Source organism: Chromobacterium indicum (genome assembly GCF_039708975.1).
GTDB lineage: Bacteria > Pseudomonadota > Gammaproteobacteria > Burkholderiales > Chromobacteriaceae > Chromobacterium > Chromobacterium piscinae.
In genome coordinates, this window is sequence record NZ_JAYFSJ010000010.1 from 1 (window position 1) to 25,792 (window position 25,792).

The window sequence follows — 25,792 nt, forward strand, 5'->3', positions numbered from 1 at the left end:
TTCATCCCGCGCATCGGCCAGGAAGTGCTGGTCGACTTCATCGAAGGCGACATCGACCGCCCGGTGATCACCGGCGTGTTGTACAACGGCAGCCACCCGACGCCCGACTTCAGCGGCGCCGGCAGCCTGCCGGCCAACAAGACCCTGTCCGGCATCAAATCCAAAGAACACCAGGGCGGCGGCTACAACGAGCTGCTGTTCGACGACACCCCCGGCGAAGTGCGCGCCAAGCTGTCCAGCGAAGCGGGCAAGACCCAGCTCAACCAGGGCTACCTCGCCCACCCGCGCAGCAACGGCAAGGCCCAGCCGCGCGGCGACGGCTTCGAGCTGCGCACCGACAATCACGGCACCATCCGCGCCGCGCACGGCCTGCTGCTGTCCACCGAAGCGCAGAACGGCGCTGGCGGCAAACAGCTAGCGCGCGAACACGCCCAGAGCCAGCTCGACGCCGCCCTCTCGCTGTCGCAAGCCCTGGCCGAAACCGCCACCGGCCAGCTGGCCGACACCATGGAAACCGGGCCCGACGAAATCGGCCCGGACAACGCCAAGGCCGGCAAGAAAACCGACGGCCACCTGCAGCACCACGCCGACGCGCTGAAAGCCTGGGAAGCGGGATCGAATACCGACAAGGACGGCAAAACCGCCAAGGAGCAAGCCGGCCAGCAGCCGCTGCTGATCCTGTCCGGCCCAGCCGGCATCGCCAGCCTGACCGAGCAGAGCCAAACCGTCTCCGCCGGCCAGCACCTGAACCTCGTGGCCCAGCGCGACGCCAACCACACCACCGGCCGGCGCTGGCTGCACAACGTCGGCCAGCACATCAGCCTGTTCGTGGCCGGCGTGAAGGACAAGGTGGCGCTGAAGTTGATTGCCGCCAAGGGCAAGGTGCAAGTGCAGGCGCAGAGCGACGCGATGGAGCTGACGGCGGATAAGGATGTGACGATCACGTCCTGCAAGGAACGCATCGTCGTCAATGCCAAGGACGAGATTCTGTTGACCGCAGGCGGCGCTTACATCCGCCTGAAGGACGGCAAGATCGAACTGCACGCGCCCGGCACCATCAGCATCAAGGGCGCCAGCCACAACTTTACCGGGCCGGATCAAATGAATCCGCCGCTGCCGATGTTCCCTAAAGAGATTTGTGTCGAGTGTCTGCTGCGCAGCGCCAAGGCCGGCTCCGCATTCAGCAAGGTGCAATGATGAAGCTGATCCACTCTTTCGATATCGAAGGGCTGTCTGGCCTGTTGCAACAACACGGGCCATTGGGCGAGGACCAGCATCAGTATTTGCTGTTCGATGGCGCGTTGAATCCGAAGTTGCTTCAACATCTTCGCCGCAGCGGCGCGCCGTGGCGCAGTGTCTTCACGCAAAGCGATGACGGCGATGAACAACTGATGGCCGCATCGCCGCTGCTGATGGAGTGGCAGGCGTTTCAGCAAGCAGAGGCGGAGCGTTTGCTGAGGCAATGCGATGGCCTGCCCATGGTCAGCGTCTGGCGCAGCAAGGAAAGCCTGCCGGAGTTGGCCGCACGTTTGCTGCCATGGTGTGTGGTCAAGGCCGATGATCAGCATTTCAATCTGCGTTTCCCCGATACCCGCCGATTGGAGGATATCGTCGGAGTATTGGATGACGAGCAAGGCGGACAGTTTTTCGGCCCTGCCACACTGTGTGCCGCGCCAAGCAGGTTCGGCGGTTGGAAAACGCTGCCGTTGCCATCAAAAGCCGAGCCGCCTGCAGAGAAAGTAAAGTTAAGCGCCGAGCAGACCTTGGCATTGATTCGCGCTGGAGAGCCGGACGAAACGCTGTTCCAGCTGCAGTTCCATCGAGCGATCCATCCCGCCGTGTTGGCGGATTGCCACCCCATGGTGGAGAAGGCGCTGGCGGTGGCCGACAAGAACGGCGTCGATGCGCCGGACGATCGTTACCAATGTTGTCTGGATGCGTTGCGCGATCCCGCATCTTTCAATCCGGGAGGGTAAAGAGAATGTTCAGTCGAATTGGCAAGTTGTTGGCGGTATTGCTGGCTGTGCTGCCCCTGTGGGCGAAGGCGGACGATTTTGTCGGCGGCTATACGCTGCTGCCGTCCGGAGAGATGCAGCAAGTTTACGGCGATGACGGCAAACCCGCGCATCTGCTGACGGTGGAAAAGCGCGACGGCGGCTACTGGCTGCGGGCGCAGGCATTGTTGGGCAGCGGCGAAGCGCAAAAGGCCGAGTTGCAAAAGGATGGCAAGCATCTGGCGCAATGGCTTGGGAATGAGCCGGATGCCGGCAAACTGACCCAGTCCAGCGCGCTGGTCGGCGACCGGATCGCGTTGTTCCGCATTGCCAAGGGCACTGAGTTGCAAGGCGCTAACGGACGTACCCACGTGATGCGCACCGACTACCTGCTGGTGATGCCTGGCATCGATCTGGAGCTGGAGCGGGCGCCGGAAACCGAATGAACGCGGCGAGCGCGGTGTCCGCAATTTGGCGCTGGGCTTTTTTGTCGATGGCGGGTCTGATGCTGAGCGCCTGCGCCGGTATCGGAGGCAAGCCGCTGGGCGCGTCGATGACGGCGGTCAATTACACCGGCCAGGGTTATGACTGGGTGGCGGTGGCTCAGCCGCAAACGCCGGAGCAGGCTGAGGCTGCCGACATGGTGAGTCCATATGGCGGCAGCGGCATCATGTGCTGCGTCAATCTGCCGGCCAAGTGGCGGCCTGGCGTGCAGCTGGTGGTGCAGACCAAGGATGAAACCAAGGCGAAGACTTCAGCGGAATGGTCCAGAGAAAATATTCCTCTGCGGCTGCGTTTTGTGGAAGTACCGCCTTATGCCGAGGGCGACGTGGGCACGGCATGGGTGCAGTTGCGGCCGGATGACAAGATAGCGTTGGTGGTCAGCCGATACGATCCGTCGAGTGCGAATTGGCCAGGGGTGGTTAGGGGATGGCCGAAGCCTTCTCTGGAATATCGTCGCCAGCTATGGGATCAAGAAATGAGACTCTTGACGAAGGATTTTTCCGACTTTCAAGCGAAAGTCAGGGTTGATGGGGCGGATGGAGAAAAATATCAAGATGCTATTGATTCTGCTCGGAAACAAATTAATAGGCTTGGGAAAAGACCATGATGAGTTTTCATAAAGATACCTTCGTTGTAAGTAATAACCATTGATCGCAATAATATGCCATTGATGGCTTTGATTAATGGTAGGTCGTGACGGTAAAGAAATTTTCTCAAGTATGAGATGTCTTTCTAGTTTTTACGATTGCAGCCGATCTTAGATCTATTTTTGAGAAGCTTATTCATAGGGGTTAATGAGCAACCTCGGCTGCTATTTGTAATTTTCCTTGATTGGGAAAATGGAGATTCCGGTGAGTGCAATGATCAAAAGAATCGTGTGGATTTTATGGTTTTGTTCGGCGCTTAGTGCCTGCGCTGGTATGGGCGGTCAATTAGGTGCGTCGATGACGGTGGTGAATTATAGCGGTAAGGGGTACGCTTGGGTGGCCGTGGCCCAGCCAACGACGCCGGAGCAGGCGGAGGCGGCTGAAATGGTCAAACCATATGGTGCAGGGGGCATCATGTGCTGTGTCAATTTGCCAGCTAAATGGCAGCCGGGGATGCAATTGGTGGTTCAAACCAAGGATGAAACAAAGGCCAAGACGGCAGCAGAATGGTCTAAAGAGAATATTCCATTGCAGTTGCGGACTGTGAGCGTTCCTCCTTATGAAGCAAGCGATATAGGCACGGTATGGGTACAGTTGCTGCCGAATGACAAAGTGGCACTGGTGGTCAGTCGCTATGATCCCTCCAATGTGAACTGGCCGGGTGCGGTGAAAGGGTGGCCAAAGCCTTCTGTAGAGTACCGAAGGACATTGTGGGATAGAGATAGTGATTTGTTGAAGAAACAATTGTTGAAAATGCAGAAGGCAAAAGAGACTGCCACTCAAAGTGAAGATAAGCGTGGTTACCAAGAGGCAATAGATTCTATTGTATGGGAGTTGAAATTGTTAGGAGGTCGACCATGACTAGATTGGCCGATAATATTCCACACTCGATGACTGATCCGTGTAATTTCGACAAATTTTTTGATGAGAAAGAAACGAAGGATCTTCGGAGGTTCTCTACGCGAGAGCTTCCCCCAATAGGTAACCCCAACGCTAGTTGCGATTTCAATCTGTTTTTCGGTTTTTTCTTTGATGGCACGCGTAATAATTACAATCTGTGCACGAAAAACGAGGGGTTCTCCAATGTCGCGCGTTTGTACGACACCTATCCGGGGCAGGACGTACCTGGAATCATCGCCGAAAAGCAGCCGCTGGATGGAAATGACGATTACCCCCATTTCTTCAAGGTTTATATCCCGGGCGTAGGCACGCCGTTTCCGCAAGTAGGAGACAGCGGCCAAGGCATGGACGCGGCCTTCGGCGCCGCTTCCGCCTTGTATGGCCATGAGCGCATTGTCTGGGCGCTGATGCAGGCGATTAATAACGTCAACCGTTATTTTGTCGGGCAGGAGTTGCTCGACAAGGGCAAGATTTCGTCGCTGAGCAAGCAGTTGGTGATCACCGGCTGGCACCTGAAAAAGGAGCGTTGGCTGACCGCGCGCGAGATGGATCAAGGCAAGCAGAGTACTTACGACACATTGCGCGAACAACTGAAGCTGCTGCATCGGTCAATCAAGGATTTCATGCATGCGCCGGGCGAGAAGCCGGCCAATATGTCCAAGGGCAAGGTGGGGACCATCCATTTGTCGGTGTTCGGGTTTTCCCGCGGCGCCACCAAGGCGCGCTGCTTCAGCAACTGGATGCAGCGTCTATGCCAGCTGGACGCCGAGCTGACCGGTCAGCCGGGGCAGATGACCTTGGGCGGCTTCCCGGTGAAGTTCGACTTTCTGGGCATTTTCGATACCGTGGCCGCGGTAGGTCTGGCATCGTCTACGCTGCTGTTCGACGGCCATGCCGAATGGGCGGACGCGGAAACCTCGCTGCGGGTGCCGATGGGCATGCCCTGCGTGCACTTGGTGTCCGGCCATGAAATCCGCCGCAGCTTCCCGTTGGACTCCATCGAGATGGGCGCTGGCGCGCCTTCGGATAGCGAGGAAATCATATTTCCCGGCGTGCACTCCGATGTCGGCGGCGGCTATTTGCCGAAGGAGCAAGGCAGGGGGACCGATTCTAAAGGAGCCGACATGCTCTCCCGCATTCCGCTGGCGGTGATGTACCGCAAAGCGCGGCTGGCCGGCGTGCCGCTGAAGGCGGAGAAAGCCAGCGCCACCGCCCAACTGCGGATGCAGGTGGATCCGAAGCTGATTGACGATTTCAACAGCTATCTGGACACCCAGCCCCAAAAACAGGGCAGCTACAAAGAGCTGCTGCGCTCGGTGTACTGGCCGTATATCGCCTGGCGCTTGAGCTGGGTGGACAAGCAGAATGACGCCTCGCTGCGTGCGCATTTCGATAATCTGCAAAATGCGTCGAATGCGGATGTCAACGATTTGCTGGGCGGCAACGCCAAGCTGGCCGAACACCTCAGCTATTACAAACGCTGGAGCAGCGGCGAAATAGTGCAGACCGGCCGCTTGCAAAGGCCTTACCATCCGCCGACCTTCGACCCCAAGGTGGTCAAGGACTGGACCGAGTTCAAGGCAGTCTGGCCTGAATTGGAAAAGGGCGAGCAATCCGCATGGCTGAAGCCGGCTGCCAGCCATCTGTTCCAGTATTACGCGCATGACTCCTATGCCTGGTTCCGGCTGAGCGGCAAGGAGGAGCCGGAGATTCTGGCCATGCTGGAAAAAATGTCCCATCAGGACCAGAGCCGCTTGAGCGAAGAGGAGAGAGGCTGGGTCAAGCTATATGTGGATTCCGGCCGTACCCAGGTTCCCAAACGCGTGACCGAAGGGCAGGAGCCGTTCCTGACGGGGGCGGGCTATCTGCGTTATCGCAAGGTGTATGCCGGCGCCGACAATGTGTTGCTGACCCGGCGCGGGCAATCTTCATCGGATACTGCGCTGGTCTGAGCCGGCTTGAATAGAAATGCTTGAATCCTTACTACCGTATTACGAACGCGAACTCGGCCACCTGCGGGAGCTGTCGGGCGAGTTCGCGCGCCGTTATCCCAAGATTGCCGGCCGGCTGCAGATGGAAGGCGACCAGTGCGCCGATCCGCACACCGAGCGGCTAATCGAGGCGTTCGCGCTGCTGGCTTCGCGCATCCACAAGAAGCTGGACGACGATTATCCCGAGGTGGCGGAAAGCTTCCTGGATGTGCTGTATCCGCATTATCTGCAGCCGATTCCGTCGGCCACCATCGTCCAGTTCGAGTGCGATCCGGCGCGGCCGGAAATCGCCAAGCGCTACCGCGTGGAGCGCGGCCAGCCGGTGCATGCGCCGGCCATCAACGGCGTGGTGTGCAAATTCCGCAGCGCCTACCCGGTGGACCTGTATCCGCTGTCGCTGAATAGCGCCAAGCTGGAGCTGACCAGCGGCTCGCCCTATCTGCGCCAGTTGGCGCCGGACGCGGCGGCGCTGCTGACGATGGAGTTCCAGACCCACGGTGGCCTGGCTTTGAACAGCATTGGGCTGACTTCGCTGCGCTTCTTCCTGGACGGCGAGCCGGCATTGATGCATCTGCTGTACGAGCTCTTGCTGTCCCAGGTGCTGCGCATCCGCGTCGGCGACGGCAGCGAGGACCCGTCGCGCAGCGCGGTGCTGCCAGCTTCGGCCATCCGCCCGGTGGGCTTTGGCCGCGACGAGGGCATGCTGGAGTACGACGAGCGCTCGTTCATGGGCTATCGGTTGCTGACCGAGTATTTCTGCTATCCGGACAAGTTCCTGTTCGTCGACATCGCCGAGCTGGACAAGGCTGCGGCGCGGTTGGACGGCGGCAAGCTGGTGTTGCAGCTGGTGCTGGGCGACTACCCGGACAGCGAGCGCCATCACCGCTTGCTGACCCAATTACAGGCGCATCACCTGAAGCTGGGCTGCGCGCCGGTGGTCAACCTGTTCAACCAGCCCGGCGAGCCCATCCGCGTCAGCCATCAGAAGGCCGGCTACGCGGTGTTGGCCGATGGCCGCAAGCAGCAGGCTTACGAAGTGATCCAGATCCGCCGCGTGGTGCGGGTGGAGAAGTCCGGAGAGGGCGAGAGCAGCGAGGAAGTGCCGCCGTTCTACGCCACGCGTCATGGCAGCGCGCGCCAGACGCCGCGCTTCTACTGGCACGCCAGCCGTGAAGGCTCGCCGCGCGCCGGCGATAAGGGAACGGACCTGGAGCTGCATCTGGTGGATCTGCAGTTCAATTCGGTGCGGCCGGCGGCCGAGGTGCTGAGCCTGGACCTGCTGTGCAGCAACCGCGATTTGCCGGAGCAGATTCCCTTCGGCGGCAGCCAGGCGGCGCAGCGCACCGACTTCAGCCTGCCCGGGCACTCGGTGGTGAAGCGGGTGCGGCTGCTGCGCAAGCCGTCCGCCACCCAGCGCAGCCCGCTGGGCCGCGCGGTGCAGTGGCGGCTGATTTCGCATCTGTCGCTGAACTACATGTCCATCGTCGATTCCGGTGTGGCGGCGCTGCAGGAAATGCTGGCGCTGTACAACCTTGCCGGTTCGCCGGTCAATGTGCGGCAGATCCAGGGTGTGATGGGCATCGCCAGCCAGCCTGCGGTGACCCGCGTCACCGGCCGCGATTTCGCCGGCTTCGTCCGCGGCAGCGAAATCAGGCTGAAACTGGATGCCGATTATTATGTCGGCGGCAGTGTCTACCTGTTCGCGTCGGTGCTGGAGCGCTTCTTCGCGCTGTACTGCGCGCCCAACAGCTTCACACGGCTGCGAGTGGAGACGACACAGCAGAATCAGGAAGTGGCGGCGTGGCCGGCGCGGGCCGGCGAGGCCTTGGTGATTTGAGGCGGCCATGGAGTGGATAGTGGTTTCCGCGCTGATGCCTAGCGTGCTGCAACTGTTTTATTACTCCTTTTCCATGGACACACGGAAAAAGAGAAGCAAAGTCGGCGAAATTGGATGGTTTGTGCGGGTTTGCCGTTGGCATTTGTCATGGGCGGCATCCTGTATTTTTTCAGCGGGACCTTGGCGGAGACGGCCATGGTTTCGCTTAGTCTCGTAGCGGGAGGCGTTTTGGGTTTGATTAGCGGGCTGTTCTTCGGCTCATGGGCAATCAGGGGCAGGATGGAGGATGCGAATGAGCGGCGCTGACGCGGCGGTGACGCCGTCGCGTCCGCCGCGCGACTTGCATCGCGAGCTCGCGGCCGACGCCAGCCAGTTCGGCTTTTTCCAAGCGGCGCGCATACTCGGCTTGTCCGGTGCGCGCCGGCCGGGCGCGCGGCGCGGGCGGTTGCCGGAGCGGCTGCGTTTCCGCACGCTGGCGTCCTTGTCCTTCCCCGCCAGCGAGCTGACCGGCTACAAGCCGGCGGCGGAAGAGAGCGACGCGTCGGATGAGATGACGATCAGCTTTCTCGGCCTGACCGGGCCGAGCGGCGCGCTGCCCACCGCCTACACCGAACTGCTGCTGGAGCGCCGCCTGCGCCACCGCGACGACACCATGCACGCCTTCTTCGACTTGTTCAGCCACCGCGCCGCGTCGATGTTCTTCGACGCCTGGTGCAAGTACCGCAGCTGGATCAATGTCGAGGCCGGCGAGCGCGACGGCTTCACCCGCAATCTGCTGGACCTGGGCGGCGTTGGCCTATCCCAGCTGCGGCAGCAAATGGGGCCGGGCGCAGAGCTGGACGAGCGCATGTTCGTCTACTACGCCGGCCTGCTGAGCCAGAAGCCGCTGTCGGCGCAGTCGCTGCTGACGTTGGTGGAGGGCTTTTTCGGCGTCGATGCCAGCCTGGAGCAGTTCGCCGGCCAGTGGCTGCAGGTGCCGCAAGGCGAGCAAAGCCAGCTGGGCATGGACGGCTGCGAATTGGGGCTGTCGGCCTTTGCCGGCGAGCGCATCTGGGACCGCCAGACCAAGCTCAAGCTGAGGCTGGGGCCGCTGCGCCGCGAGCAGTTCAACGCGTTGCAGCCGCATGCCGCCGGCGCGCAGGCGCTGCGCGCGCTGATGAAGTTCGCGCTGGGCCACGGCCTGGCCGCCGAGGTGTGCCTGGTGCTGGACGAGCGCGATGTCCAGCCGGCGGCGCTGGGCTCGGCCACGCTGAGTCTGGGCGGCGACAGTTGGATGGGCAGGCCGTCCGGCCATCCGGACGATATGCGTTACACGCTGTTGGACTGAAACGGGAAACGGAAGCCATGGGCATACTCAAGCGATTGATCGGCCGCGGGAAAACCGCCCAGCTAAGCGTGAGCGGCTCAGACGCGCCGCCTGAACTCGCCGCGGCGGTTGCAGCCCTGCAGGGCGAGGATTGGCCGCTGGCGCTGAGGCTGGCGCAGCCGCATCTGGAGGCGAAGTCCGCCGGCCTGCGAGCCGACGCCTATCGCCTGTGCGCGCTGGCCACCAGCCGCCAGGGACAGTGGCGCACGGCTTTCTCCTGCTGGCAGAAACTATTCGAGCTGGAGCCGTCCGCCCACAACGCCTTGCAGCTGGCCAGCGCGTCGGTGATGGCCGGCGAGGTGGAGCGGGGCAAGGCCTGGCTGATGAAGTTCGACGAGATCAACCGCGTCCGCCGCGAATCCTCCTGCGCGGCGGCCTACGTCAATTTCATCTCCGCGCTGGCCCAGGCCGGCCACGCGCGCGAGACGCTGCCTTATCTGACTTGGCTGCGAGAGCTGTATCGCCAGCTGAAGATCACCGACGACATGTTCCTGCATCAGCGCGGCGTGCCGTTCTTCGCGGTTTTTCTGGAGAACAGCTGGCCGCTGCTATTGCAATGCCTGAACGAGAAACAGGTCCGGGACTGGTATGGCGCGATGCTGGCCGATCTGGACGACGACGGTTGCGCGGCGCTGAGAGGCTGGCTGGCAGAGATGATGCCGGCCGCCGCCGCCAACGATGAATGATTTGAATCCACACCTTTAGAGAACGAGTGCAAACCTATGTCCGTATCGCTGAAATCCCTGATAGACCGGTTGACGCCCACTGCGCGGCAGGCCATTGAACAGGCCGCCAGCCGCGCGCTGGCCCGCACTCACTTCGAGATCGAGATCGAGCATGTGCTGCTGGCGATGTTCGACCAGGATGACAATGCCGCGCTGGCGGCGCTGCGCGCGCTGGGCGCCGACCTGTCCCGCGTCGAGCGCGAACTGGACGCCGCGCTGGACAACTTCCGCAGCGGCAACACCCGTAACCCGGTGTTGTCGTCGTGGCTGCCCAAGTGGCTGGAAAAGGCCTGGCTGCTGGCCAGCGCCGAGCACGGCCAGGACAATGTCTCCACGCTGGACCTGCTGCTGGCGCTGTGGCAGGACGACGCGCTCAAGGGCGCGCTGCAGTCCGGCGCGCCGGCATTGGCCCGCCAGGACGCCGGCAGGCTGGCCGGCGCCTACGCGGCGTTGCGCCGGCACGGCGGTGAATCGGCCAGCGGCGACGCGCAGCCGACAGCGGGCGACGAGGATGAAGGCGAGCAGCCGGCCGCGCCGCAAGGCAAGCGCGGCAGCCCGGCGCTGGACAAGTACACCATCGATCTGACCGCGCAGGCCAAGGCCGGAAAGATCGATCCCATCCTGGGCCGCGATGTCGAAATCCGCCAGATGATAGACATCCTGATGCGCCGCCGGCAGAACAACCCCATCCTCACCGGCGAGCCGGGCGTGGGCAAGACCGCGGTGGTGGAAGGGCTGGCGCGCAAGATCGTGCTGGGCGAGGTGCCGCCGGTGCTGGCCGGCGTGACGCTGCGCACGCTGGACCTGGGCCTGTTGCAGGCTGGCGCCAGCGTCAAGGGCGAGTTTGAAAACCGCCTGCGCCAGGTGATAGACGAGGTCAAAGCCAGCCCGGTGCCCATCATCCTGTTCATCGACGAGGCGCACACCTTGATCGGCGCCGGCGGCGCGGCTGGCCAGAACGACGCGGCCAATCTGCTGAAGCCGGCGTTGGCACGCGGCGAGCTGCGCACCATCGCGGCGACGACCTGGGCCGAGTACAAGAAATACTTCGAGAAGGACGCCGCGCTGGCGCGCCGCTTCCAGGTGGTGAAGGTGGAAGAGCCGGCGCCGGAAATCGCCGTGCAGATGGTGCGCGGCCTGACCGATGCGATGGCCAAGCACCACAAGGTGGAAATCCTCAACGAGGCGGTGGCCGCGGCCGTGCAGCTGTCCAGCCGCTACATCGCCGGCCGCCAGCTGCCGGACAAGGCGATCAGCGTGCTCGACACCGCCTGCGCCCGCGTCGCGCTGTCGCGCGCCGGCAAGCCGGGCCCGATCGAGGACGTGACGGTGCTGATAGACAATATCGACCGCGAAACCGCGGCGCTGGAGCGCGAAGAAGGCCACGCCGACCGCATCGCCGAACTGCAGGCGCAGCGCGCCGAGCTGGAACAGGACCTGGCCGCGCTGCATCAGGCCTGGGAGGCGCAACAGAAGCTGATCGTCGAGATAGACGAGTTGAAGGCGGCCAAGGACGAGGCCAAGCCGGCCAAGGGCAGGAAGATCAGCCCGCTGCAGGCCAAGCGCAAGGAGCTGCGCGAGCTGCAGAAAACCCAGCCGCTGGCTTTCGAATGCGTGGACGAGAGCGTGATCGCCGACGTGATCGCCGGCTGGACCGGCATCCCGCTGGGCCGCATGGTCAGCAACGAGCTGGAGCAGGTGCAGAAGCTGGCCAAGCTCTTGGCCGAGCGCGTGATCGGCCAGGACCACGCGCTGGAGCAGATCGCCGAGCGGGTGCAGATCGCCAAGGCTAATCTGGAAGATCCGGGCAAGCCCAAGGGCGTGTTCCTGCTGGTGGGCCCGTCCGGCGTCGGCAAGACCGAGACCGCGTTGGCGCTGGCCGAGGCGCTGTACGGCGGCGAACGCAATCTGATCACCATCAATATGTCCGAATACCAGGAAGCGCACAGCGTGTCCGGCCTGAAGGGCTCGCCCCCGGGCTACGTCGGCTACGGCGAGGGCGGCGTGCTGACCGAGGCCGTGCGCCGCAAGCCGTATTCGGTGGTGCTGCTGGATGAGGTGGAGAAGGCGCATCCGGACGTGTTGGAGCTGTTCTTCCAGGTATTCGACAAGGGCGTGCTGGAGGATAGCGAAGGCCGCGAGGTCGACTTCAAGAACACCATCATCCTGTTGACCTCCAATGCCGGCACCGATCTGGTGATGCGCGCGTGCGAGCACGGCGTGACGGTGGAGGACGAAACCCGCGACCCGACCGCCGACGATCTGGTGGAAATCCTGCGTCCGACGCTGCAGAAGACCTTCAAACCGGCCTTCCTTGGCCGCCTGACCATCGTGCCTTACTTCCCGATCAGCGACGATGTGCTGCGCGCCATCGTCGGCCTGAAGCTGGACAAGATCCGCCAGCGCATCGCCGACAACCACGGCGCGCATGTCGAGTTCCCGGAGGAGTTGACCGAACAGATGGCCGCGCGCTGCTTGGACGTGGACAGCGGCGCCCGCAACGCCGACGCCATCCTCACCCGTACGCTGCTGGCGCAGATCTCCAACGACTTGTTGGCGCGGATGGCCTCCGGCCGCCCGGTGAAGAAGATCGCGGTGGCGCTGAAGGGCGAGCAGGTCAAGGTGAAGGTGAGCTAAGGAGCATTCGCGATGTGGAAAACGTTGGGCCTGTTCGGCGGCGTCACCATAGGCTGGTGGGCGCTGTTGTGGCTGGCGCTGCCGCAAAGCTGGCAGCGCATCAGCCCGTCGGCCATCCTGATGCTGCATCTGGCGCCGCCCATGCTGCTGAGCGCCGGCGTCAAGCTGTGGAGCTATTTGAAGGAAAAGCGCGCGGCGGAGGAGGCGAAGCAGCAGGAGGAGCAGGCGGAGGCCGAGCGCAGCGACAAGCGCGAAGCGGCGCGCGCGCAGCACGCCGCCGAGCTGCGGGAGCGCCAGCGCGCGGTAGGCTGCCGTTGGCTGTGGACCGCGGCCGCGCCGGTGAAGGACGAGCCGGCCTGGCTGGCGGAAATGGCCGACGGCGCCCATTGGCAGGCGTTGGCGCGCGATGAGGTGGACGCCGGCGAGGCGATGGACGCGCTGTCGCCGCATTTGGCCGATATGTTGGCCGGACTGTACGCCGAGGCCCCGGGCGCGGCGTGGCTGCCTTTGTATCTGGAGCCGATGCGCCAGGTGCCGGGCGTCGAGCAGCTGACCCGGGTCAAGGAGCTGAAGCTGCAGGCGGTGGCCGACAGCCTGGGCGCGGACGTCCATGTCGGCGGCGATTGCCGCTTCCTGCCCGGTAGCGGGCAGCTGGCCGACCGCGTGTTGCAAGTGCTGCAGCAAGACCCAGAGTTGCCGGGCCTGGTGGTGCTGGCGGCCGACGCGCCGCTGGCGGAGCGGGAAGACGATGACGATTGGGGCGAGGCCGATCCCGAACTGGGCAAGCGCCGCAGTTGGTTCGGCGAGCCGGGGATCGCGGTGGTGGCCATGCTGTTCCTGCGCGACGAACTGGCCGCGCCGGCGGAGCCGGAACAGGAGGCGGAGGACGCCGATCCCTACCAGCCTTACTGGGAAAAGGATTTCTCTGGCCCGTCCGCCGGCTGGGGCGTGGTGCCGCCCAGCCAGCAGGCCAGCCTGGCCCGGCTGCCCAAGCTGGCCATCCTGTCCCAGTCCAGCTCGGTGAGCCTGGCGCAGGACAAGGCGCTGCAATTGGCGCGCAGCCTGCAGCCGGTGCTGGACAACGCGCTGGTCAACGCCGCGCTGCTGGACTACCCGTTCAGCCCGGAAGAGGCCAAGCCTGAAAACAACCAGGCATCCAGCCTGGCCTGGCTTTGCCACAACAGCGGCCAGATCGACGTCGGCGGCGTCCGCCTGGCGGCCATCGCCACCGCGCTGTCCCGCCACCAGGTGGAGTTGCACCCGATAGACGAGGCGAGCAACGTGGTGCGCGAATGGGGCGACGCCGGCGCGGCGACGGCCGTGCTGCTGGCGGCGGCGGCGGTCAGCCATTGCGCGCGGCTGCAGGCGCCCGCGGTGATTACCCATTTCCATGACGAGCTGGTGTCGCTGGCCTTGGCCAGACCGCCGGCAGAGGAGGCGACAGCATGAAGGCTGCAATCCGTTTGGGCGACCCTACCGACCACGGCGGCAAGGTGGTGAGCGCCGCCTCGTCCACCACGCTGTTCGGCAAGCAAGTGGCTTGCGTCGGCGACTCCGTCACCTGCCCGCAGCAGGGCCATGTCAATTGCACCATCGTCGAAGGCGACGGCGGCTGGCTGGTCGGCGGCAAGGCGGTGGCGCTGGACGGCCACAAGGTCAGCTGCGGCGCCACGCTGATTTCCACGCTGCCCCAGGTCAGCAAGGGTTAGAGAAAGAATATGGATCAAAGCATTGAACACCTGATGCAGCCGGTACGTCCGGATGCGCCGGCCGGGGAAGACCTGGCCTATTCTCTGGTCTTCGACCAGATCCGCGAGGCGCGCCGCAGCGACGATCCGTCGCTGGCGATGGGCGATTGGGAGCAGTCGCTGAAAACCGCCGAGTGGCCGCAGGTGATACGCCTGTGTGAGGACGCGCTGCAGAACAAGAGCAAGGACCTGCAGCTCCTGGCCTGGTACGCCGAGGCGCAGACCCAGGTCAATGGCGCCGCCGGCCTGGCGCGGGGCCTGTCCCTGGTCAGCGGCTGGCTGCGGGATTTCTGGGAAAACGGTTATCCGGAGCTGGACCCGCACGATCTGGACGAGCGCCTGGCCAAGCTGGAGTGGCTGAACCAGCAGCTGGGCAACGCCTTGCGCAATGTGCCGCTGATCAAGCCTGAGTTCGGCGGCTACAGCTGGCATCAGTGGCAGCAGTCGCGCGATGTGGAGAATCTGGGCCTGAAGGATGGCGAGGCGCGGGAAGCCGCCATCGCCGAGGGCAAGCTCAGCGGCGACGCCTTCGAGAAGGCCGCCACTCTGTCTGGCCACGGCTGGTTCCAGGCCAAGGCTGAGGAGCTGGTGGCGTTGCTGACCGCCTATGAAGAGCTGGACACCCAGGTGGACCAGCGCTTCGGCCAGGCCGGCCCCAGTCTGGCCGATATCCGCAACGCTATCTACGCCTGCCAGGACCTGGTCCTGCGCTATCGTCAGCAGTTCGCCGGCAACGCGCCGGCGGCCGCGCCGCAGCGGCAGCCCGCCGAGGAAAGCAAAACCGTGAGCCAAGCCATGCCCAGTCCGGTCCATACCGCAGTTCCGGCCAGCGCCTTCAACGGCCAGATCCGCAGCCGCCAGGAGGCGGTGACCGCCTTGACCGAGGTGGCCCGCTATTTCCGCCACAACGAACCGCACAGCCCGGTGGCGTTGCTGGCCGAGCGCGCGGCGCGCTGGGCGGAGATGAGCCTGGAGGAATGGCTGCAGCACGTGGTGAAGGACAGCGGCACGCTGAGCCAGTTGCAGGAGCTGCTGGATGTCCGCCAGGACGAGTGAGCTTGCAGGAATGAAACGGCGGTTTCCACCGCCGGGAAAAGAAAAACACGCGGCTGCCATGCCGCGTGTTTTTTTATTCGCATCCCCATTGCTTGGCTGGACGGGTGCCCGGGATGGCGGATGTTCCGGGGTATTTATCGAGGCGTCTCACCGAGACTGGCCGGCGGATCGTCGAACATCAGATAAACAGGCCTTATTTTCAGCATGGGCTGCCGTCCACTTTGCTTGGGATGGATTTCATGAATTAAGCGTCAATTTTACTGATATTTATAAGTCATCTACCCTGTCTTTTTATTGCGATAATGATTTTACTTTGTTGATTTTAATTGGATTTTTTATGATTTGCCTTATTGATTAATTTAATGGGAAATATATTTTTCAAATATTAACTTTTGTTAGATTCCAATTTAAAACAATGGCTTGTGTCTTTTTAGCCGCAGGGCCGTCTTAAGGGCGATGGATATGAATGTTTTTTATTTTTGTAAATCGACAAATGATGTAGTTTGATGACATTCACATTTTCGTGCGAGCGCCGTCGCGCAGGCTGCGGCAAGCCCGAATCCGGGTCACGGCGAAGCGTGGATGACGTTGCTGGGAGTCAGGTCGTTCTATTGATGGAAATCCATTGGGGCGGGCCGCCGGCGGTGGCCGCCGTTTTGCTTAAATCGTGAGAGTCAGGGGGCAGGGAATGAAGGTTCTGATCAGTCCTATCAGTACGGCGGAAGCGGTTGTGGCCTGGGAATGCGGCACGAACATCATCGATATCAAAAACATCAACGAAGGCTCGCTGGGCGCGAGCTTTCCCTGGATCATCCGCGAGGTGATCTCCCGTATCAACGACCCCAAGGTGGTGTTCAGCGCCACGCTGGGCGACCTGCCGCACAAGCCGGGCACCGCCTCGCTGGCGGCGCTGGGCGCGGTCAGCAGCGGCGTCAAATACGTCAAGGCCGGCCTGCACGGCTCCAAGGACGTGGCCGAGGGCGTGGAGCTGATGAGCGCGGTGGTGCGCACCTGCAAGGACTTCGATCCGTCCGTGACCGTGGTCACCGCCGGCTATGCCGACTATCAGCGTTTCGGCGGCCTGTCGCCGCAGCAACTGGTGGAAATCGCCGCCGAGTCCAAGTCGGACATGGTGATGGTGGACACCTATATCAAGGACGGCAAATCGCTGTTCGACGCGCTGAACGAGCAACAGCTGACCGAGTTCGTGCAGCAGGCCCACGCCAAAGGCCTGAAGGTGGCGCTGGCCGGTTCGGTGCGCGCAGAGCACCTGGAGCTGCTGGCCCGCATCGGCGCCGACGTGGTCGGCGTGCGCGGCGCGGTGTGCAGCGGCTACGACCGCGGCACCACCATCGACCCGGTGAAGGCCGAGCAGTTCATCAAGGCCGCCAACGCCATCGCCGTGGCGCAGTGACGCGGCCATCGTGAGCGGCATTCCACACCCCGCATCCACGCCGGGTTGCGCGGTGGTGAAACTGGGCGGCAGCCTGATCACCTCCGAGGGGCCCGGCGGCCCGGACGTCAACCGCGCGCTGCTGACGGCGCGCGCGCGCGAACTGGCCGCCAGCGGCCGGCCGCTGGTGCTGGTGCACGGCACCGGCGCTTACGGCAAGCCGCCGGCGCGCCGCTATGGCTATCTGGACGGCAGGCTGCCAAGCGGCCGCGCCGGCGTGGTGGCCGAGGTGGCGCGCGATCTGGCCCGGCTGGAGCTGGAGGTGGTGGATTGTCTGGAGGCGGGCGGCCTCAAGCCTTTGCGGCTGCCCGCCATCCAGTTGTTCCGCGCCCGCGCGGGATGCGCTTCTCCGCTCGACCTGGGGCCGGTGCGGGAGCTGCTGGCCCGCGGCGTGACGCCGGTGATCGGAGGCAATTTCGTGCTGGATTGCGACGGCTTCGCCGTCTGCTCCAGCGACATCATCGCGGTGGAGCTGGCGCTGGCGCTTGGCGCGGCCAGCCTGGTGCTGGCCACCCGCGCGCACGGCGTCTACCGGGAGCATGGCCGCGGCGAGGCGATACACGGGCAGCTGTCCGAGAGCGACGGCGACGCGCTGCGCAAGATAGACGCGGCCGGCCAGGACGTCAGCGGCGGCATGCTGGCCAAAATATCTCATGGCTTCCGCGCCGCGCGCCACGGCATCGCCACCTATGTGGTGGACGGCAGGGTGGCCGGCAATCTGAACGGCGCGCTGGACGGCTCGCCGCTGCAGGGCACGCGGCTGCTGTCGGATCGGGCGGGAGGATAGCCGCATGTGCGGAATCGCGGGAGCGCTGCTGGACCGCCACGCGCACGATGGCGACGTGGCCGAGGCCAGACGGATGATACTGCGCCAGACCCATCGCGGTCCGGACAGCCTGACGGCGCGGCGCGTCGGCCCGGCGCTGCTGGCCTCGTCCAGGCTGGCCATTGTCGACGTCGCCAACGGCGGCCAGCCTTTCTGCAATGAGGAGCGCTCCATCCACGCCGTGTTCAACGGCGAAATCTACAACCATCTCGAGTTGCGCGAACAACTATCGCGCCGCGGCCATAGCCTGTTCGGCGGCAGCGACGGCGAAGTCATCGTCCACCTGTACGAGGAGTACGGAGCGGATTGCTTCCAATGGCTGGACGGCCAGTTCGCCATCGCCATTTTCGACTCCCGCGACGGCTCGCTGCATCTGGCGCGCGACCGGATGGGCATCTGTCCCTTGCATTGGGCGCGGCTGGACGGCGCGCTGTATTTCAGCTCCGAGATCAAGGGCCTGCTGGCGGTGGCCGGCATGCCGCACCGGGCGGAGCCGCGGGCGATGCTGCAGCTCGGTTATTTCGGCGCGGTCTGCGCGCCGCTGACGCCCTTCGCCGGCATCCATCAGTTGCCCCCCGCCCATAGGCTCAGCGTCCGCGCTGGCCGGGCGGAGACTAGCCGCTACTGGTCGCTGGATTTTCCGCTGGCCGGCGAGCATGCCAGGCTGAGCGAGGCGCAGGCGGCCGACGGCCTGGCGGCTCGGCTGGAGCGCGCGGTGGCCAGCCACGCCCAAGGCGAGTTCGAGCCAACCTGCTTCCTCAGCGGCGGCATCGACTCGGCGGTGATCGCCGCGCTGCTGCAGCGCGGCAGGCGAGCGCCGATCGCCGCTTTCTGCGCCGCATCCGAACACGGGCGGATGGACGAGGGCGGGGCGGCGGGCCGCACCGCCGAGTGCTTGGGCGTGGATCTGAAACGGGTCCGGATCGACGAGGCGGGCATCGCCGACGCCTTCCCCCGGCTGATCTGGCATGGCGAGACGCCGGTGATTTCCACCGAGGCGTCGGCCTTGATGCGGCTGGCCGGAGAAGCCGGCAAGCGCTCCAAAATCGTGCTGACCGGAGAGGGCGCCGACGAGGCCTTCGCCGGCTATCTGGCCTTCCGCCAATACCGGCGATTCGGCGCGCTGACGCGCCGGGGCCTCGCGCCGCTGCGGGCGCTGATGCGGCCCTGGCTACGCGGCCATTACGGCTCGGAGTGCCTGTTGCCGGGCGAAGACAGGCTGGGCGCGCTGGCCGAGCATTTCGGCTGCGTGCCGGCGCAAGCCTATGAATGGGAGTTCTACCGCGAGGCGCTGACGCCGTTGCTCTCCGCCGATCTGCGCGCGATGGCTGCAGCCGGCGGCTGCTGGGATGGCTTCGAGTTCGACCGCGGCGCGGTGCGCGGCCGCCACTGGCTGGACCGCTCGCTGTACGTGTCCTATCAGGTGATGCTGCCCAATTATCTGCTGGGCGCGCACGGGGACCGCATCTACGCCGCCAACTCGGTCGAGGGGCGCTATCCCTTCCTGGACCGGGAGCTGGTCGAATACGCGGCGGCGTTGGATCCGACGCTGAAATTGCGCCGCGGCCGGGAGAAGCACATCCTGCGCGTCGCCGCGTCGCGCTGGTTGCCGGATGAGGTGGCCTGGCGGCCGAAAACCCGTTTCGTGATGCCGTTCGGCACCCCTTTCGTCGGCCCGCGCGCAGCGCCGTTATACGCAGAGTTGCTGTCGCCGGGCAAGCTGGCCGAGTACGGTTATTTTGATCCCGAGCGGGTGCGGCTGCTGTTCCAGGCGCTGGCCTCGCCGCCGTCAGCCGGCGGCAAGGCCAGGCGCTATCTCGAGCGGCTGGCTTTGGGGCTGGGAGCCACTTTTGTGGCCAGCACCCAGCTCTGGCACCACCTGCATCTGGCCGACGACGGGTCGGCCGCGTCCGGGGAGGCGGCGCGGCGGTCCGCGCCGGCGACCATCGCATGAGCAAGGAGCCGTTGATGAACGCAACAGCGCACGATACGCAGCGCATGCCGGCCGAACTGGAGCGGTTGCGGGGAAGGATAGACGAACGCATCGCGGCGGCGATCGAGTCGCTGCGCGGGGACGGGCCGGAGCGCGGCCACCCGCTGATCGGCCGCGTGTACGGCTGGCTGCGGCATTACCTGGACTGCGACGGCAAACGGATGCACGGCATCGCGGCGGCGCTGGCCCATTTGGCCTGCGGCGGAGACGAGGACGCCATCCTGCCGGTGGCCGCCGCGATGCAGCTGTACCACCACCACACGCTGGTGCACGACGACATTTACGACGAGGACGCGGCGCGGCGCGGCTGGCCGACGGTGCACCAGGCCTTCGCCGGCTGGTTCGCCGATCGGCGCGGGCCGGAGGATGGCGTCGGCCGGGTGTTTTCCGGCGGCGCGATGCGGCGCGGCGCGATCACAGCCTTCGCCTACGGCAAGATCTGCCGCGCGCTGGCCGGCAGGCTGCTGCTGGAGAGCGGATTCGGCCAGGCCGCGGTGCTGGACGTCGCCCGCGCGCTGGAGCGGCACGAATTCTTCGACAACGCGGCCCAGCTCAAGGACGTGTTCCACGAGGGCGACGAGATGCCGTCGCCGCAGGCCTGCCTGGACAACGCCTGGCTGAAGACCGGCCGATTGTTCGAGCTGTGCGCGTACGCCGGCGCGCGGCTGGCGGGAGCGGAAGCGGGCCGGACCGAGGCGTTGGAGCGCTGGGCCGGGCAATCGGCGCTGGCCTACCAGCTGCAGGATGATCTGGAGGATTTGAACGCCGCCAGCGAGAAGGGGCAGGGGCGCGGCATCGCCACCGATCTGCTGCACTGCAAGCCCACTTATCTGTACGCGCTGGCCAAGACCATGGCCGAAGGCCGCGACCGGGACGCGTTGCTGGCGTGGCAATCGGGCGCGCAGGCCGGCCTGGACAGCGGCGACATCATCGCCATCCTGGCTCGCAGCGGCGCGCTGGACGCTTGCGGCAGCGAAGTGGAGCGCTGCATCGCCCGCGCCGGGGCGGCGCTGGACGACGCGACGCCGGCATTGGCGGCGGACAGGCTGCCGCTGCTGCGGCAATTTTCCGACTACTTCGTGTCGCCGGCCTACTGGCACCGTCCGTTGGCGGCTTCCCGCCCGGCGGCGGCGCTGCTGGCCTGAGGAGGACGCCGATGGCTTACGCGCCCCTGATCTTCGATCTGCATGGCGTGCTGCTGGGACGGCGGGAGCCGGCCGGCCACCAGCCTGCCGGAGAGGTGCTGCGCCAGCTGCGCGCGGCCGGACATCCGCTGCGCTTCCTCACCAATTCCAGCAGCGTCGGCCGGCAACAGGTGGCGAAGCAGCTGGCGTCGGCCGGCGTCGAGGTTGACGCCGGGGAGGTGTACACCGCGGCGATGACGGTCGCACATTATCTGCGGCGCTGCGGCCGGCCGCGGAAGCTGTTCGTCGTCGGCTCCGACGCGCTGCGCGCCGAACTGGACGCGATTTGCGGCGGATTGCTGAGCTGGGCGGCGCCGGAAGAGGCGGACACCGTGGTGGCGAGCCGCGATCCGGCGCTGGACGAGGAAACGCTGCGTCGTCTGGCGCGGGCGGCGCAGCCGCAGCTGATCGCTACCTGCCGCGACTTGGGCTTTCCCGATGGCGACGGCATCCATCCCGGCCCCGGCCAGACCGTGGCCCGCGTCGAGCAGGCGCTGGATGCGCAGGCGCTGGTGCTGGGCAAGCCTAACCCCTATGCGCTGGCTTCGGTGATGGATTTGCCGGCGCCCTTGTCCGACTGCGTGGTGATCGGCGACTCGCCGCTTCAGGACGTCGCGCTGGCGCGCAACGCCGGCGCGAAAGCGGTGCTGGTGGCGTCCGGCGGCGACGCGCCGGGCGGCCCGGAGCCGGACTGGCGCATCGACGCCATCGATCAACTGCTTCCCTTACTGTGCAGGTGACAGCATGAATATCCGCGCCTTGAGCCTAGGCACCGCCGGCTACTTCTTCACCAACCGTTTCCACATCGCGCTGATGCCGGTGTTCCTCACCTATTTCTGGAACCAGGCGCTGCGCTTGCCGCTGGGCTTCGATTACTACCTGATGATCGTGCTGACCACCGCCGGCGGCTACATCTACAACATCTATACCGACGCCGAGGAGGACGACGTCAACTACAGCAGCCGCTACCGCTTGTTCGGCCGCAACCGCCACACCAAGGCGGTGGTCGCCGCCTGCTTCTTCGGCGGCTTCCTGCTGTCGCTGCACGCGGGCTGGATCTTCGTGCTGTACGGCGGCGCCGTGCATTTCCTGGGCTCGCTGTACAGCCGCCCGCTGCCGTTCAACTGGCGCGGCCGGCCGCTGCGGATCAAGGAAGTGCCGTTCGTGAAGAACCTGTACGCCGGGCTGTTCTGGTCGGTGGCGCTGGTGCTGACGCCGCATCTCTATGTCGGCGCGCGGCCCGGCGAGGCCGCGCTGCAGGCCATCGTCCTCAGTTTTGCCCTCAACTACTTCGTCGAGTTGATGTGGGACATCCGCGACATGCCGGGCGACGCCAGGGCCGGCTTCCGCACCGTGCCGCTGCTGGTCGGCGAGCGGGCCGCCTACTGGTTGCTGCGGCTGGTGCATCTGCTGACCTGCGCGCTGATGTATTACGGCGCGGCCTCCGGCGTGCTGACGCCGGGCTGCATGCTGTTCGCCGTGGTGCATCTGCCGGTGGGCTTGCTGTTTCTGGAATGGTACCGGCGCCAGCCGGAAAAGGACTGGGCTTCCCATCTGTACATCATGTACGGCGGCGGCCTGCTGGCGGCCGGCATGGTGTGGACGCATTCACTGACTACAGGGAGTTGATGTGATTACCACGCAATTCAAGGCGGCGCAGCAATGCGCATCGGCGGCCCTCCATCGCTACCTGCCGGAGCGAGAGGACATGGCCTGGCTGGCCGAAGTGGTCGATCGGCCCCGTTTCGGCTGGGACTGGCCGGCATTGGAGCAGGGTTTCTTCCAGCCGCTGCGCGAGTGGGCGGACAAGCACGACGCCAGGCTGAAGCCGGCGCTGGCCGGCTTGCTGATCGACGCGCTGGGCGGCGACAAGCGCGAGCATCCGGCTTTGCTGGCCGCGCTGGAGTTCACCCATCTGGCATCCTTCATGCTGGACGATCTGGCCAATGGCCGGGATCTGGATGCCAGCGTCAGCGACAAGGTGGCGGTGCCGCTGCCGGTGTGGGTCACCATCGCCTACAACGCCCGCCAGCTGGCGCCGGTGCTGGTGTTGCGCCGCGCGGAGAACCTCGCGCCGGAGGCGAGGCTGCGCCTGGCCCAGCGCTATCTGTTTCAGCAGAGCCTGGGCACCACGATGGACTTGTGGGGCGCCGAGCGCAGGCTGGAGCATGGCTCGCTGACCGACTTCATCGCCCATCTGGCCAATTACGCCGGCGCGCCGGGCTTCGGCCTGGCCGCCGCGACCGCCGCCGCGGCGGCGCGACTGGCGCCGGCGGAAGCCGACGCGCTGCGCCAGGCGGGGAGCGAACTGGGCGTATCGCTGCGGCTGCGGGCCCTGGCCGACGGCCAGGCCCGTTCGCTGTCGTTGAACGGCCGCCGGGTGGCGGAAGCGGAAGTCCGCTGGCGCGCGGAATACGACCGCGCGGCGTTGCTGGCCAGCGCCGACCGGCTGCAGTCGTCCGCGCTGGACGGCGCGCGCCGGCTGGGGCCGGAGGTCGGAGCGGCGATGGCCGCTTTTCTCGCGGCGCTGGACGCGCCGGTTTCGGAAGGGAGGCAGTGATGAGCGATAGCGCGCAATACAGCGACGACTTCCTGGCCGACATGGCGCCGACGCTGGCGGAGCAGTACCGCCGCTGGTATCCGTGGTGCCGCGAAACGGTGCTGGCGACGATAGACCGGCTGGCGAGCCGAACCTATCTGGAGGCCGCGCTGGGCGCGCGGCTGTCCGAACCCATGCAGCAGGCGGTCAAGCAGGCTTGGCTTGATCCCTATCGTTCCTACCACAACCGGATGGGCAAGATGCTGCGGCCCTTCCTGGTCTGCAGCGTGATGCAGGCTTTCGAGCGCGATCCGCGGCGGGCGCCGGTCGTGGTGGCGATCGCCGAGATCATCCACGCCGCCTCGCTGGTGCTGGACGACGTCGCCGACGATTCGCCGCTGCGCCGCGGCGGGCCGACCGCGCATCGCCAGGTCGGCGTCCGCGTCGCCGGAGCCGCCGGCTCCGCCTGGCTGAACGCCTGCTTCCAGCTGCTGGCCGCCGACGATTCCGGCCTGGAGCCGGAGCAGGCGCAGCGGCTGGCCGACGAGATCGCCTGGGAGCACTGGGTGACCGGGGTGGGCACCACGATAGACACCACCTGGCCGTGGATGGGACGGCTGGACGGCACGCCGGCGCAGTACCTGCAGTCGGTGGTGCACCGCTCCACCTCCTATACCTACCGGTTGCCGCTGAAGCTGGGGGCGATCGCCGCCGGCGCGTCGCCGCAGCAGACCGCGCAGTTCGCCGCGCTGGGCGAGGAGCTGGGCATCGCCTTCCAGATCATCGACGACATCCTCAATGTGCAGCCGGGCGACGACAAGTGGGGCAAGGCGCTGGCCGAGGACATCACCCAGGGCAAGATCAATCTGCAGGTGCTGCTGGCGCTGGAGCGGCTGGGCTCTACCGAGCGGGCCCGGCTGATCGAGATCCTGCAGAGCCGCACCGCCGATCCGCAGACGCTGGCCGAGGCGGTGGCGCTGATGGCGGGCAGCGGCGCTTTCGACGCCGCGCGCGACATCGCCCAAGGCTATATCGACAGCACCCAGGCCATCGTCGCCGGCATGGACTTCCTCAATCCGGTCGACCGCGAACGCTTCTCCGCCTTCGTCGACTACGTGATCCACCGCAATCGCTGAGCGAAGCGTGCCCGCCTGGGGCGGGCGCCGCGCGCGGCCGCGCAAAGGTAATGACAAATGAGTTTTGTCGATCGGGGTTGGCAGGGAACGGTGTTGCTGACCGGCGCTACCGGCGGCTTGGGAGGGGAATTGCTGCCCAGGCTGCTGCGCCGCCACCCGGCTTGCCAGGTGGCGGCGCTGGTGCGCGGCGACACGCCGCAGCAGGCGGCCGGCAGGCTGGACGAGGCGATGGATTACGGCGGCCTGTCGCCCTCGGAGCGGGCCAGGGTGCTTCTATGCCATGGCGATGTCTCTCTGCCCCGGTTCGGCCTGGCAGAGCCGGCATGGCGCGAGCTGGCGGCGCGGACCCGCCGCGTGTTCCATCTGGCTGCCAGCGTGGATTTCGACCTGCCGCTGGAAGCGTCGCGCGCGGCCAATGTAGACAGCACCCGCGCGGTGCTGGCGTTCGCCGAAGAGGCGATGCGCGCCTGGGCCGATTTCCGGCTCAACTACGTGTCCACCGCCTATGTGTCCGGACGGCGGAGCGGACGGCTGGGCGAGGATGAGCTCGATCAGGGGCAGGCCTTCTGCAACGGCTACGAGCAGTCCAAGTTCGAGGCGGAGCAGCTGGTCTGGCAGGCGAGCGGGCGGCTGCCGCTGACCGTCTACCGGCCCAGCCAGATCATCGGCGAGTCGCAAACCGGGCGCATACGCAAGTTCTTCGGCTACTACGAATTCCTCAAGCTGGCCGAGCGCGGCCGCATGCCGGTGCTGCCGGCGAACGCCGGGGCCCGGCCCGATCTGGTGCCGGCGGATTACGTGTGCGAGGCGATGCTGCACCTGGACGCGTCCGCTCATGCCGTCGGGCGCTGCTATCACCTGACCGCCGGCCTGGCCAACAGTCCGGATTTCGAGCGCATCTTCGGCCTGATGTACCAGGAGCTGGCCGAGCGCCGGCCGGATGGCAGGGCGCCGGCCAGGCCGAGGATGTTCCGCCCGGAGGATCTGGAGGCGATGGCGTCGCCGGAAGAGCTGCGCCGTTTCCACCTGAGCCCGCTGAAGCTGCTGTTGCGCACCTACCGCGCCTACCTGGCCGAGGAGCGCGATTTCGATTGCGCGGCCACGCAGGCGGAGCTGGCCGCCGCCGGCATCGCGTTGCCGGATGTCGAGGCCGCGCTGCGGCTGAGTACCCGCTACGCGCTGGACGCCCGTTTCGGCCAGCGCGCGCGTGGCGGCGCGCTCGAGCGGCAGCCGGCCTGATCACAAACCTAGCTGGA

Annotated in this window: 23 protein-coding genes; all 23 read left to right on the plus strand. The window is 65.5% G+C overall.

The features are described 5' to 3' along the window. On the plus strand, positions 1 to 1,197 hold a 1,197-nt coding region (locus VA599_RS14495), incomplete at its 5' end, for a DUF2345 domain-containing protein (RefSeq protein WP_346789218.1). Continuing rightward, positions 1,194 to 1,976 carry a DUF4123 domain-containing protein gene (locus VA599_RS14500; RefSeq protein WP_346789219.1) on the plus strand — a complete coding sequence of 261 codons (783 nt, stop codon included), beginning with the start codon at positions 1,194 to 1,196 and terminating at the stop codon, positions 1,974 to 1,976. The genes VA599_RS14495 and VA599_RS14500, both read left to right, overlap by 4 nt. Positions 1,977 to 1,981: 5 nt before the next feature. Continuing rightward, positions 1,982 to 2,440 carry a hypothetical protein gene (locus tag VA599_RS14505; protein WP_346789221.1) on the plus strand — a complete coding sequence of 153 codons (459 nt, stop codon included), beginning with the start codon at positions 1,982 to 1,984 and terminating at the stop codon, positions 2,438 to 2,440. Then, positions 2,437 to 3,105 (plus strand): DUF3304 domain-containing protein, encoded by a 669-nt coding sequence (locus VA599_RS14510; RefSeq protein ID WP_346789222.1) that lies wholly within the window; start codon positions 2,437 to 2,439, stop codon positions 3,103 to 3,105. The genes VA599_RS14505 and VA599_RS14510 overlap by 4 nt, the downstream gene beginning before the upstream one ends. Positions 3,106 to 3,358: 253 nt before the next feature. Then, positions 3,359 to 4,006, plus strand: coding sequence for a DUF3304 domain-containing protein (locus tag VA599_RS14515; RefSeq protein WP_346789414.1), 648 nt, complete (start codon positions 3,359 to 3,361; stop codon positions 4,004 to 4,006). 233 nt (positions 4,007 to 4,239) lie between these two features. Next, positions 4,240 to 5,997 carry a T6SS phospholipase effector Tle1-like catalytic domain-containing protein gene (locus VA599_RS14520; RefSeq protein ID WP_346789223.1) on the plus strand — a complete coding sequence of 586 codons (1,758 nt, stop codon included), beginning with the start codon at positions 4,240 to 4,242 and terminating at the stop codon, positions 5,995 to 5,997. Between the two features lie 16 nt (positions 5,998 to 6,013). After that, the gene (gene tssF, locus VA599_RS14525) at positions 6,014 to 7,873 is read left to right on the plus strand and encodes a type VI secretion system baseplate subunit TssF (RefSeq protein ID WP_346789225.1); all 1,860 of its coding nucleotides are present in this window, start codon (positions 6,014 to 6,016) and stop codon (positions 7,871 to 7,873) included. A gap of 292 nt (positions 7,874 to 8,165) precedes the next feature. Continuing rightward, on the plus strand, positions 8,166 to 9,200 hold the full coding sequence (tssG, locus tag VA599_RS14530) for a type VI secretion system baseplate subunit TssG (RefSeq protein ID WP_021477954.1): 1,035 nt from the start codon (positions 8,166 to 8,168) through the stop codon (positions 9,198 to 9,200). 17 nt (positions 9,201 to 9,217) lie between these two features. After that, a complete protein-coding gene (locus VA599_RS14535) occupies positions 9,218 to 9,925 on the plus strand; it encodes a hypothetical protein (RefSeq protein WP_346789228.1) in 708 nt (235 codons plus the stop codon). 36 nt (positions 9,926 to 9,961) lie between these two features. Further along, positions 9,962 to 12,601 carry a type VI secretion system ATPase TssH gene (tssH, locus tag VA599_RS14540; protein ID WP_346789230.1) on the plus strand — a complete coding sequence of 880 codons (2,640 nt, stop codon included), beginning with the start codon at positions 9,962 to 9,964 and terminating at the stop codon, positions 12,599 to 12,601. Positions 12,602 to 12,613: 12 nt separating this feature from the next. Then, a complete protein-coding gene (locus tag VA599_RS14545; protein ID WP_346789231.1) occupies positions 12,614 to 14,050 on the plus strand; it encodes a hypothetical protein in 1,437 nt (478 codons plus the stop codon). Continuing rightward, complete coding sequence (locus tag VA599_RS14550) at positions 14,047 to 14,310, plus strand: PAAR domain-containing protein (RefSeq protein ID WP_021477958.1); 264 nt, start codon at positions 14,047 to 14,049, stop codon at positions 14,308 to 14,310. The genes VA599_RS14545 and VA599_RS14550 overlap by 4 nt, the downstream gene beginning before the upstream one ends. A gap of 9 nt (positions 14,311 to 14,319) precedes the next feature. Next, positions 14,320 to 15,405, plus strand: coding sequence for a type VI secretion system protein TssA (gene tssA, locus VA599_RS14555; RefSeq protein ID WP_346789233.1), 1,086 nt, complete (start codon positions 14,320 to 14,322; stop codon positions 15,403 to 15,405). Further along, positions 15,386 to 15,763, plus strand: a complete 378-nt coding sequence (locus tag VA599_RS14560; protein WP_346789234.1) for a hypothetical protein — start codon at positions 15,386 to 15,388, stop codon at positions 15,761 to 15,763. The genes tssA and VA599_RS14560 overlap by 20 nt, the downstream gene beginning before the upstream one ends. Before the next feature lie 330 nt (positions 15,764 to 16,093). Then, on the plus strand, positions 16,094 to 16,819 hold the full coding sequence (locus VA599_RS14565) for a (5-formylfuran-3-yl)methyl phosphate synthase (protein WP_346789236.1): 726 nt from the start codon (positions 16,094 to 16,096) through the stop codon (positions 16,817 to 16,819). Between the two features lie 10 nt (positions 16,820 to 16,829). Beyond that, positions 16,830 to 17,645: an isopentenyl phosphate kinase family protein gene (locus tag VA599_RS14570; protein ID WP_346789238.1), complete on the plus strand. Its 816-nt coding sequence runs from the start codon at positions 16,830 to 16,832 to the stop codon at positions 17,643 to 17,645. Positions 17,646 to 17,649: 4 nt separating this feature from the next. Then, positions 17,650 to 19,638 carry an asparagine synthase (glutamine-hydrolyzing) gene (gene asnB, locus VA599_RS14575; RefSeq protein WP_346789239.1) on the plus strand — a complete coding sequence of 663 codons (1,989 nt, stop codon included), beginning with the start codon at positions 17,650 to 17,652 and terminating at the stop codon, positions 19,636 to 19,638. Between the two features lie 14 nt (positions 19,639 to 19,652). Continuing rightward, the gene (locus tag VA599_RS14580) at positions 19,653 to 20,822 is read left to right on the plus strand and encodes a polyprenyl synthetase family protein (protein WP_346789240.1); all 1,170 of its coding nucleotides are present in this window, start codon (positions 19,653 to 19,655) and stop codon (positions 20,820 to 20,822) included. Between the two features lie 11 nt (positions 20,823 to 20,833). Then, positions 20,834 to 21,601: an HAD-IIA family hydrolase gene (locus VA599_RS14585; RefSeq protein WP_021477964.1), complete on the plus strand. Its 768-nt coding sequence runs from the start codon at positions 20,834 to 20,836 to the stop codon at positions 21,599 to 21,601. 4 nt (positions 21,602 to 21,605) lie between these two features. Next, the gene (locus VA599_RS14590; protein ID WP_021477965.1) at positions 21,606 to 22,490 is read left to right on the plus strand and encodes a UbiA family prenyltransferase; all 885 of its coding nucleotides are present in this window, start codon (positions 21,606 to 21,608) and stop codon (positions 22,488 to 22,490) included. A gap of 1 nt (position 22,491) precedes the next feature. Further along, a complete protein-coding gene (locus VA599_RS14595) occupies positions 22,492 to 23,421 on the plus strand; it encodes a hypothetical protein (RefSeq protein ID WP_346789241.1) in 930 nt (309 codons plus the stop codon). Next, positions 23,421 to 24,536 (plus strand): polyprenyl synthetase family protein, encoded by a 1,116-nt coding sequence (locus tag VA599_RS14600; RefSeq protein ID WP_021476337.1) that lies wholly within the window; start codon positions 23,421 to 23,423, stop codon positions 24,534 to 24,536. Before VA599_RS14595 ends, VA599_RS14600 begins: the two co-directional genes overlap by 1 nt. Before the next feature lie 57 nt (positions 24,537 to 24,593). Then, positions 24,594 to 25,775, plus strand: a complete 1,182-nt coding sequence (locus VA599_RS14605; protein WP_346789242.1) for an SDR family oxidoreductase — start codon at positions 24,594 to 24,596, stop codon at positions 25,773 to 25,775. Positions 25,776 to 25,792: the final 17 nt, after the last annotated feature.

What these genes read in the sequence shown, in the direction of transcription:
- VA599_RS14590 (WP_021477965.1), top strand. Translation starts at nt 21,606, where the DNA reads ATGAATATCCGCGCCTTGAGCCTAGGCACCGCCGGCTACTTCTTCACC.
- VA599_RS14500 (WP_346789219.1), top strand. Translation starts at nt 1,194, where the DNA reads ATGATGAAGCTGATCCACTCTTTCGATATCGAAGGGCTGTCTGGCCTG.
- VA599_RS14585 (WP_021477964.1), top strand. Translation starts at nt 20,834, where the DNA reads ATGGCTTACGCGCCCCTGATCTTCGATCTGCATGGCGTGCTGCTGGGA.
- VA599_RS14535 (WP_346789228.1), top strand. Translation starts at nt 9,218, where the DNA reads ATGGGCATACTCAAGCGATTGATCGGCCGCGGGAAAACCGCCCAGCTA.
- VA599_RS14510 (WP_346789222.1), top strand. Translation starts at nt 2,437, where the DNA reads ATGAACGCGGCGAGCGCGGTGTCCGCAATTTGGCGCTGGGCTTTTTTG.
- VA599_RS14580 (WP_346789240.1), top strand. Translation starts at nt 19,653, where the DNA reads ATGAACGCAACAGCGCACGATACGCAGCGCATGCCGGCCGAACTGGAG.
- tssA (WP_346789233.1), top strand. Translation starts at nt 14,320, where the DNA reads ATGGATCAAAGCATTGAACACCTGATGCAGCCGGTACGTCCGGATGCG.
- tssF (WP_346789225.1), top strand. Translation starts at nt 6,014, where the DNA reads ATGCTTGAATCCTTACTACCGTATTACGAACGCGAACTCGGCCACCTG.
- VA599_RS14545 (WP_346789231.1), top strand. Translation starts at nt 12,614, where the DNA reads ATGTGGAAAACGTTGGGCCTGTTCGGCGGCGTCACCATAGGCTGGTGG.
- VA599_RS14600 (WP_021476337.1), top strand. Translation starts at nt 23,421, where the DNA reads ATGAGCGATAGCGCGCAATACAGCGACGACTTCCTGGCCGACATGGCG.
- asnB (WP_346789239.1), top strand. Translation starts at nt 17,650, where the DNA reads ATGTGCGGAATCGCGGGAGCGCTGCTGGACCGCCACGCGCACGATGGC.
- VA599_RS14605 (WP_346789242.1), top strand. Translation starts at nt 24,594, where the DNA reads ATGAGTTTTGTCGATCGGGGTTGGCAGGGAACGGTGTTGCTGACCGGC.
- tssH (WP_346789230.1), top strand. Translation starts at nt 9,962, where the DNA reads ATGTCCGTATCGCTGAAATCCCTGATAGACCGGTTGACGCCCACTGCG.
- VA599_RS14560 (WP_346789234.1), top strand. Translation starts at nt 15,386, where the DNA reads ATGTCCGCCAGGACGAGTGAGCTTGCAGGAATGAAACGGCGGTTTCCA.
- VA599_RS14515 (WP_346789414.1), top strand. Translation starts at nt 3,359, where the DNA reads ATGATCAAAAGAATCGTGTGGATTTTATGGTTTTGTTCGGCGCTTAGT.
- VA599_RS14550 (WP_021477958.1), top strand. Translation starts at nt 14,047, where the DNA reads ATGAAGGCTGCAATCCGTTTGGGCGACCCTACCGACCACGGCGGCAAG.
- tssG (WP_021477954.1), top strand. Translation starts at nt 8,166, where the DNA reads ATGAGCGGCGCTGACGCGGCGGTGACGCCGTCGCGTCCGCCGCGCGAC.
- VA599_RS14565 (WP_346789236.1), top strand. Translation starts at nt 16,094, where the DNA reads ATGAAGGTTCTGATCAGTCCTATCAGTACGGCGGAAGCGGTTGTGGCC.
- VA599_RS14505 (WP_346789221.1), top strand. Translation starts at nt 1,982, where the DNA reads ATGTTCAGTCGAATTGGCAAGTTGTTGGCGGTATTGCTGGCTGTGCTG.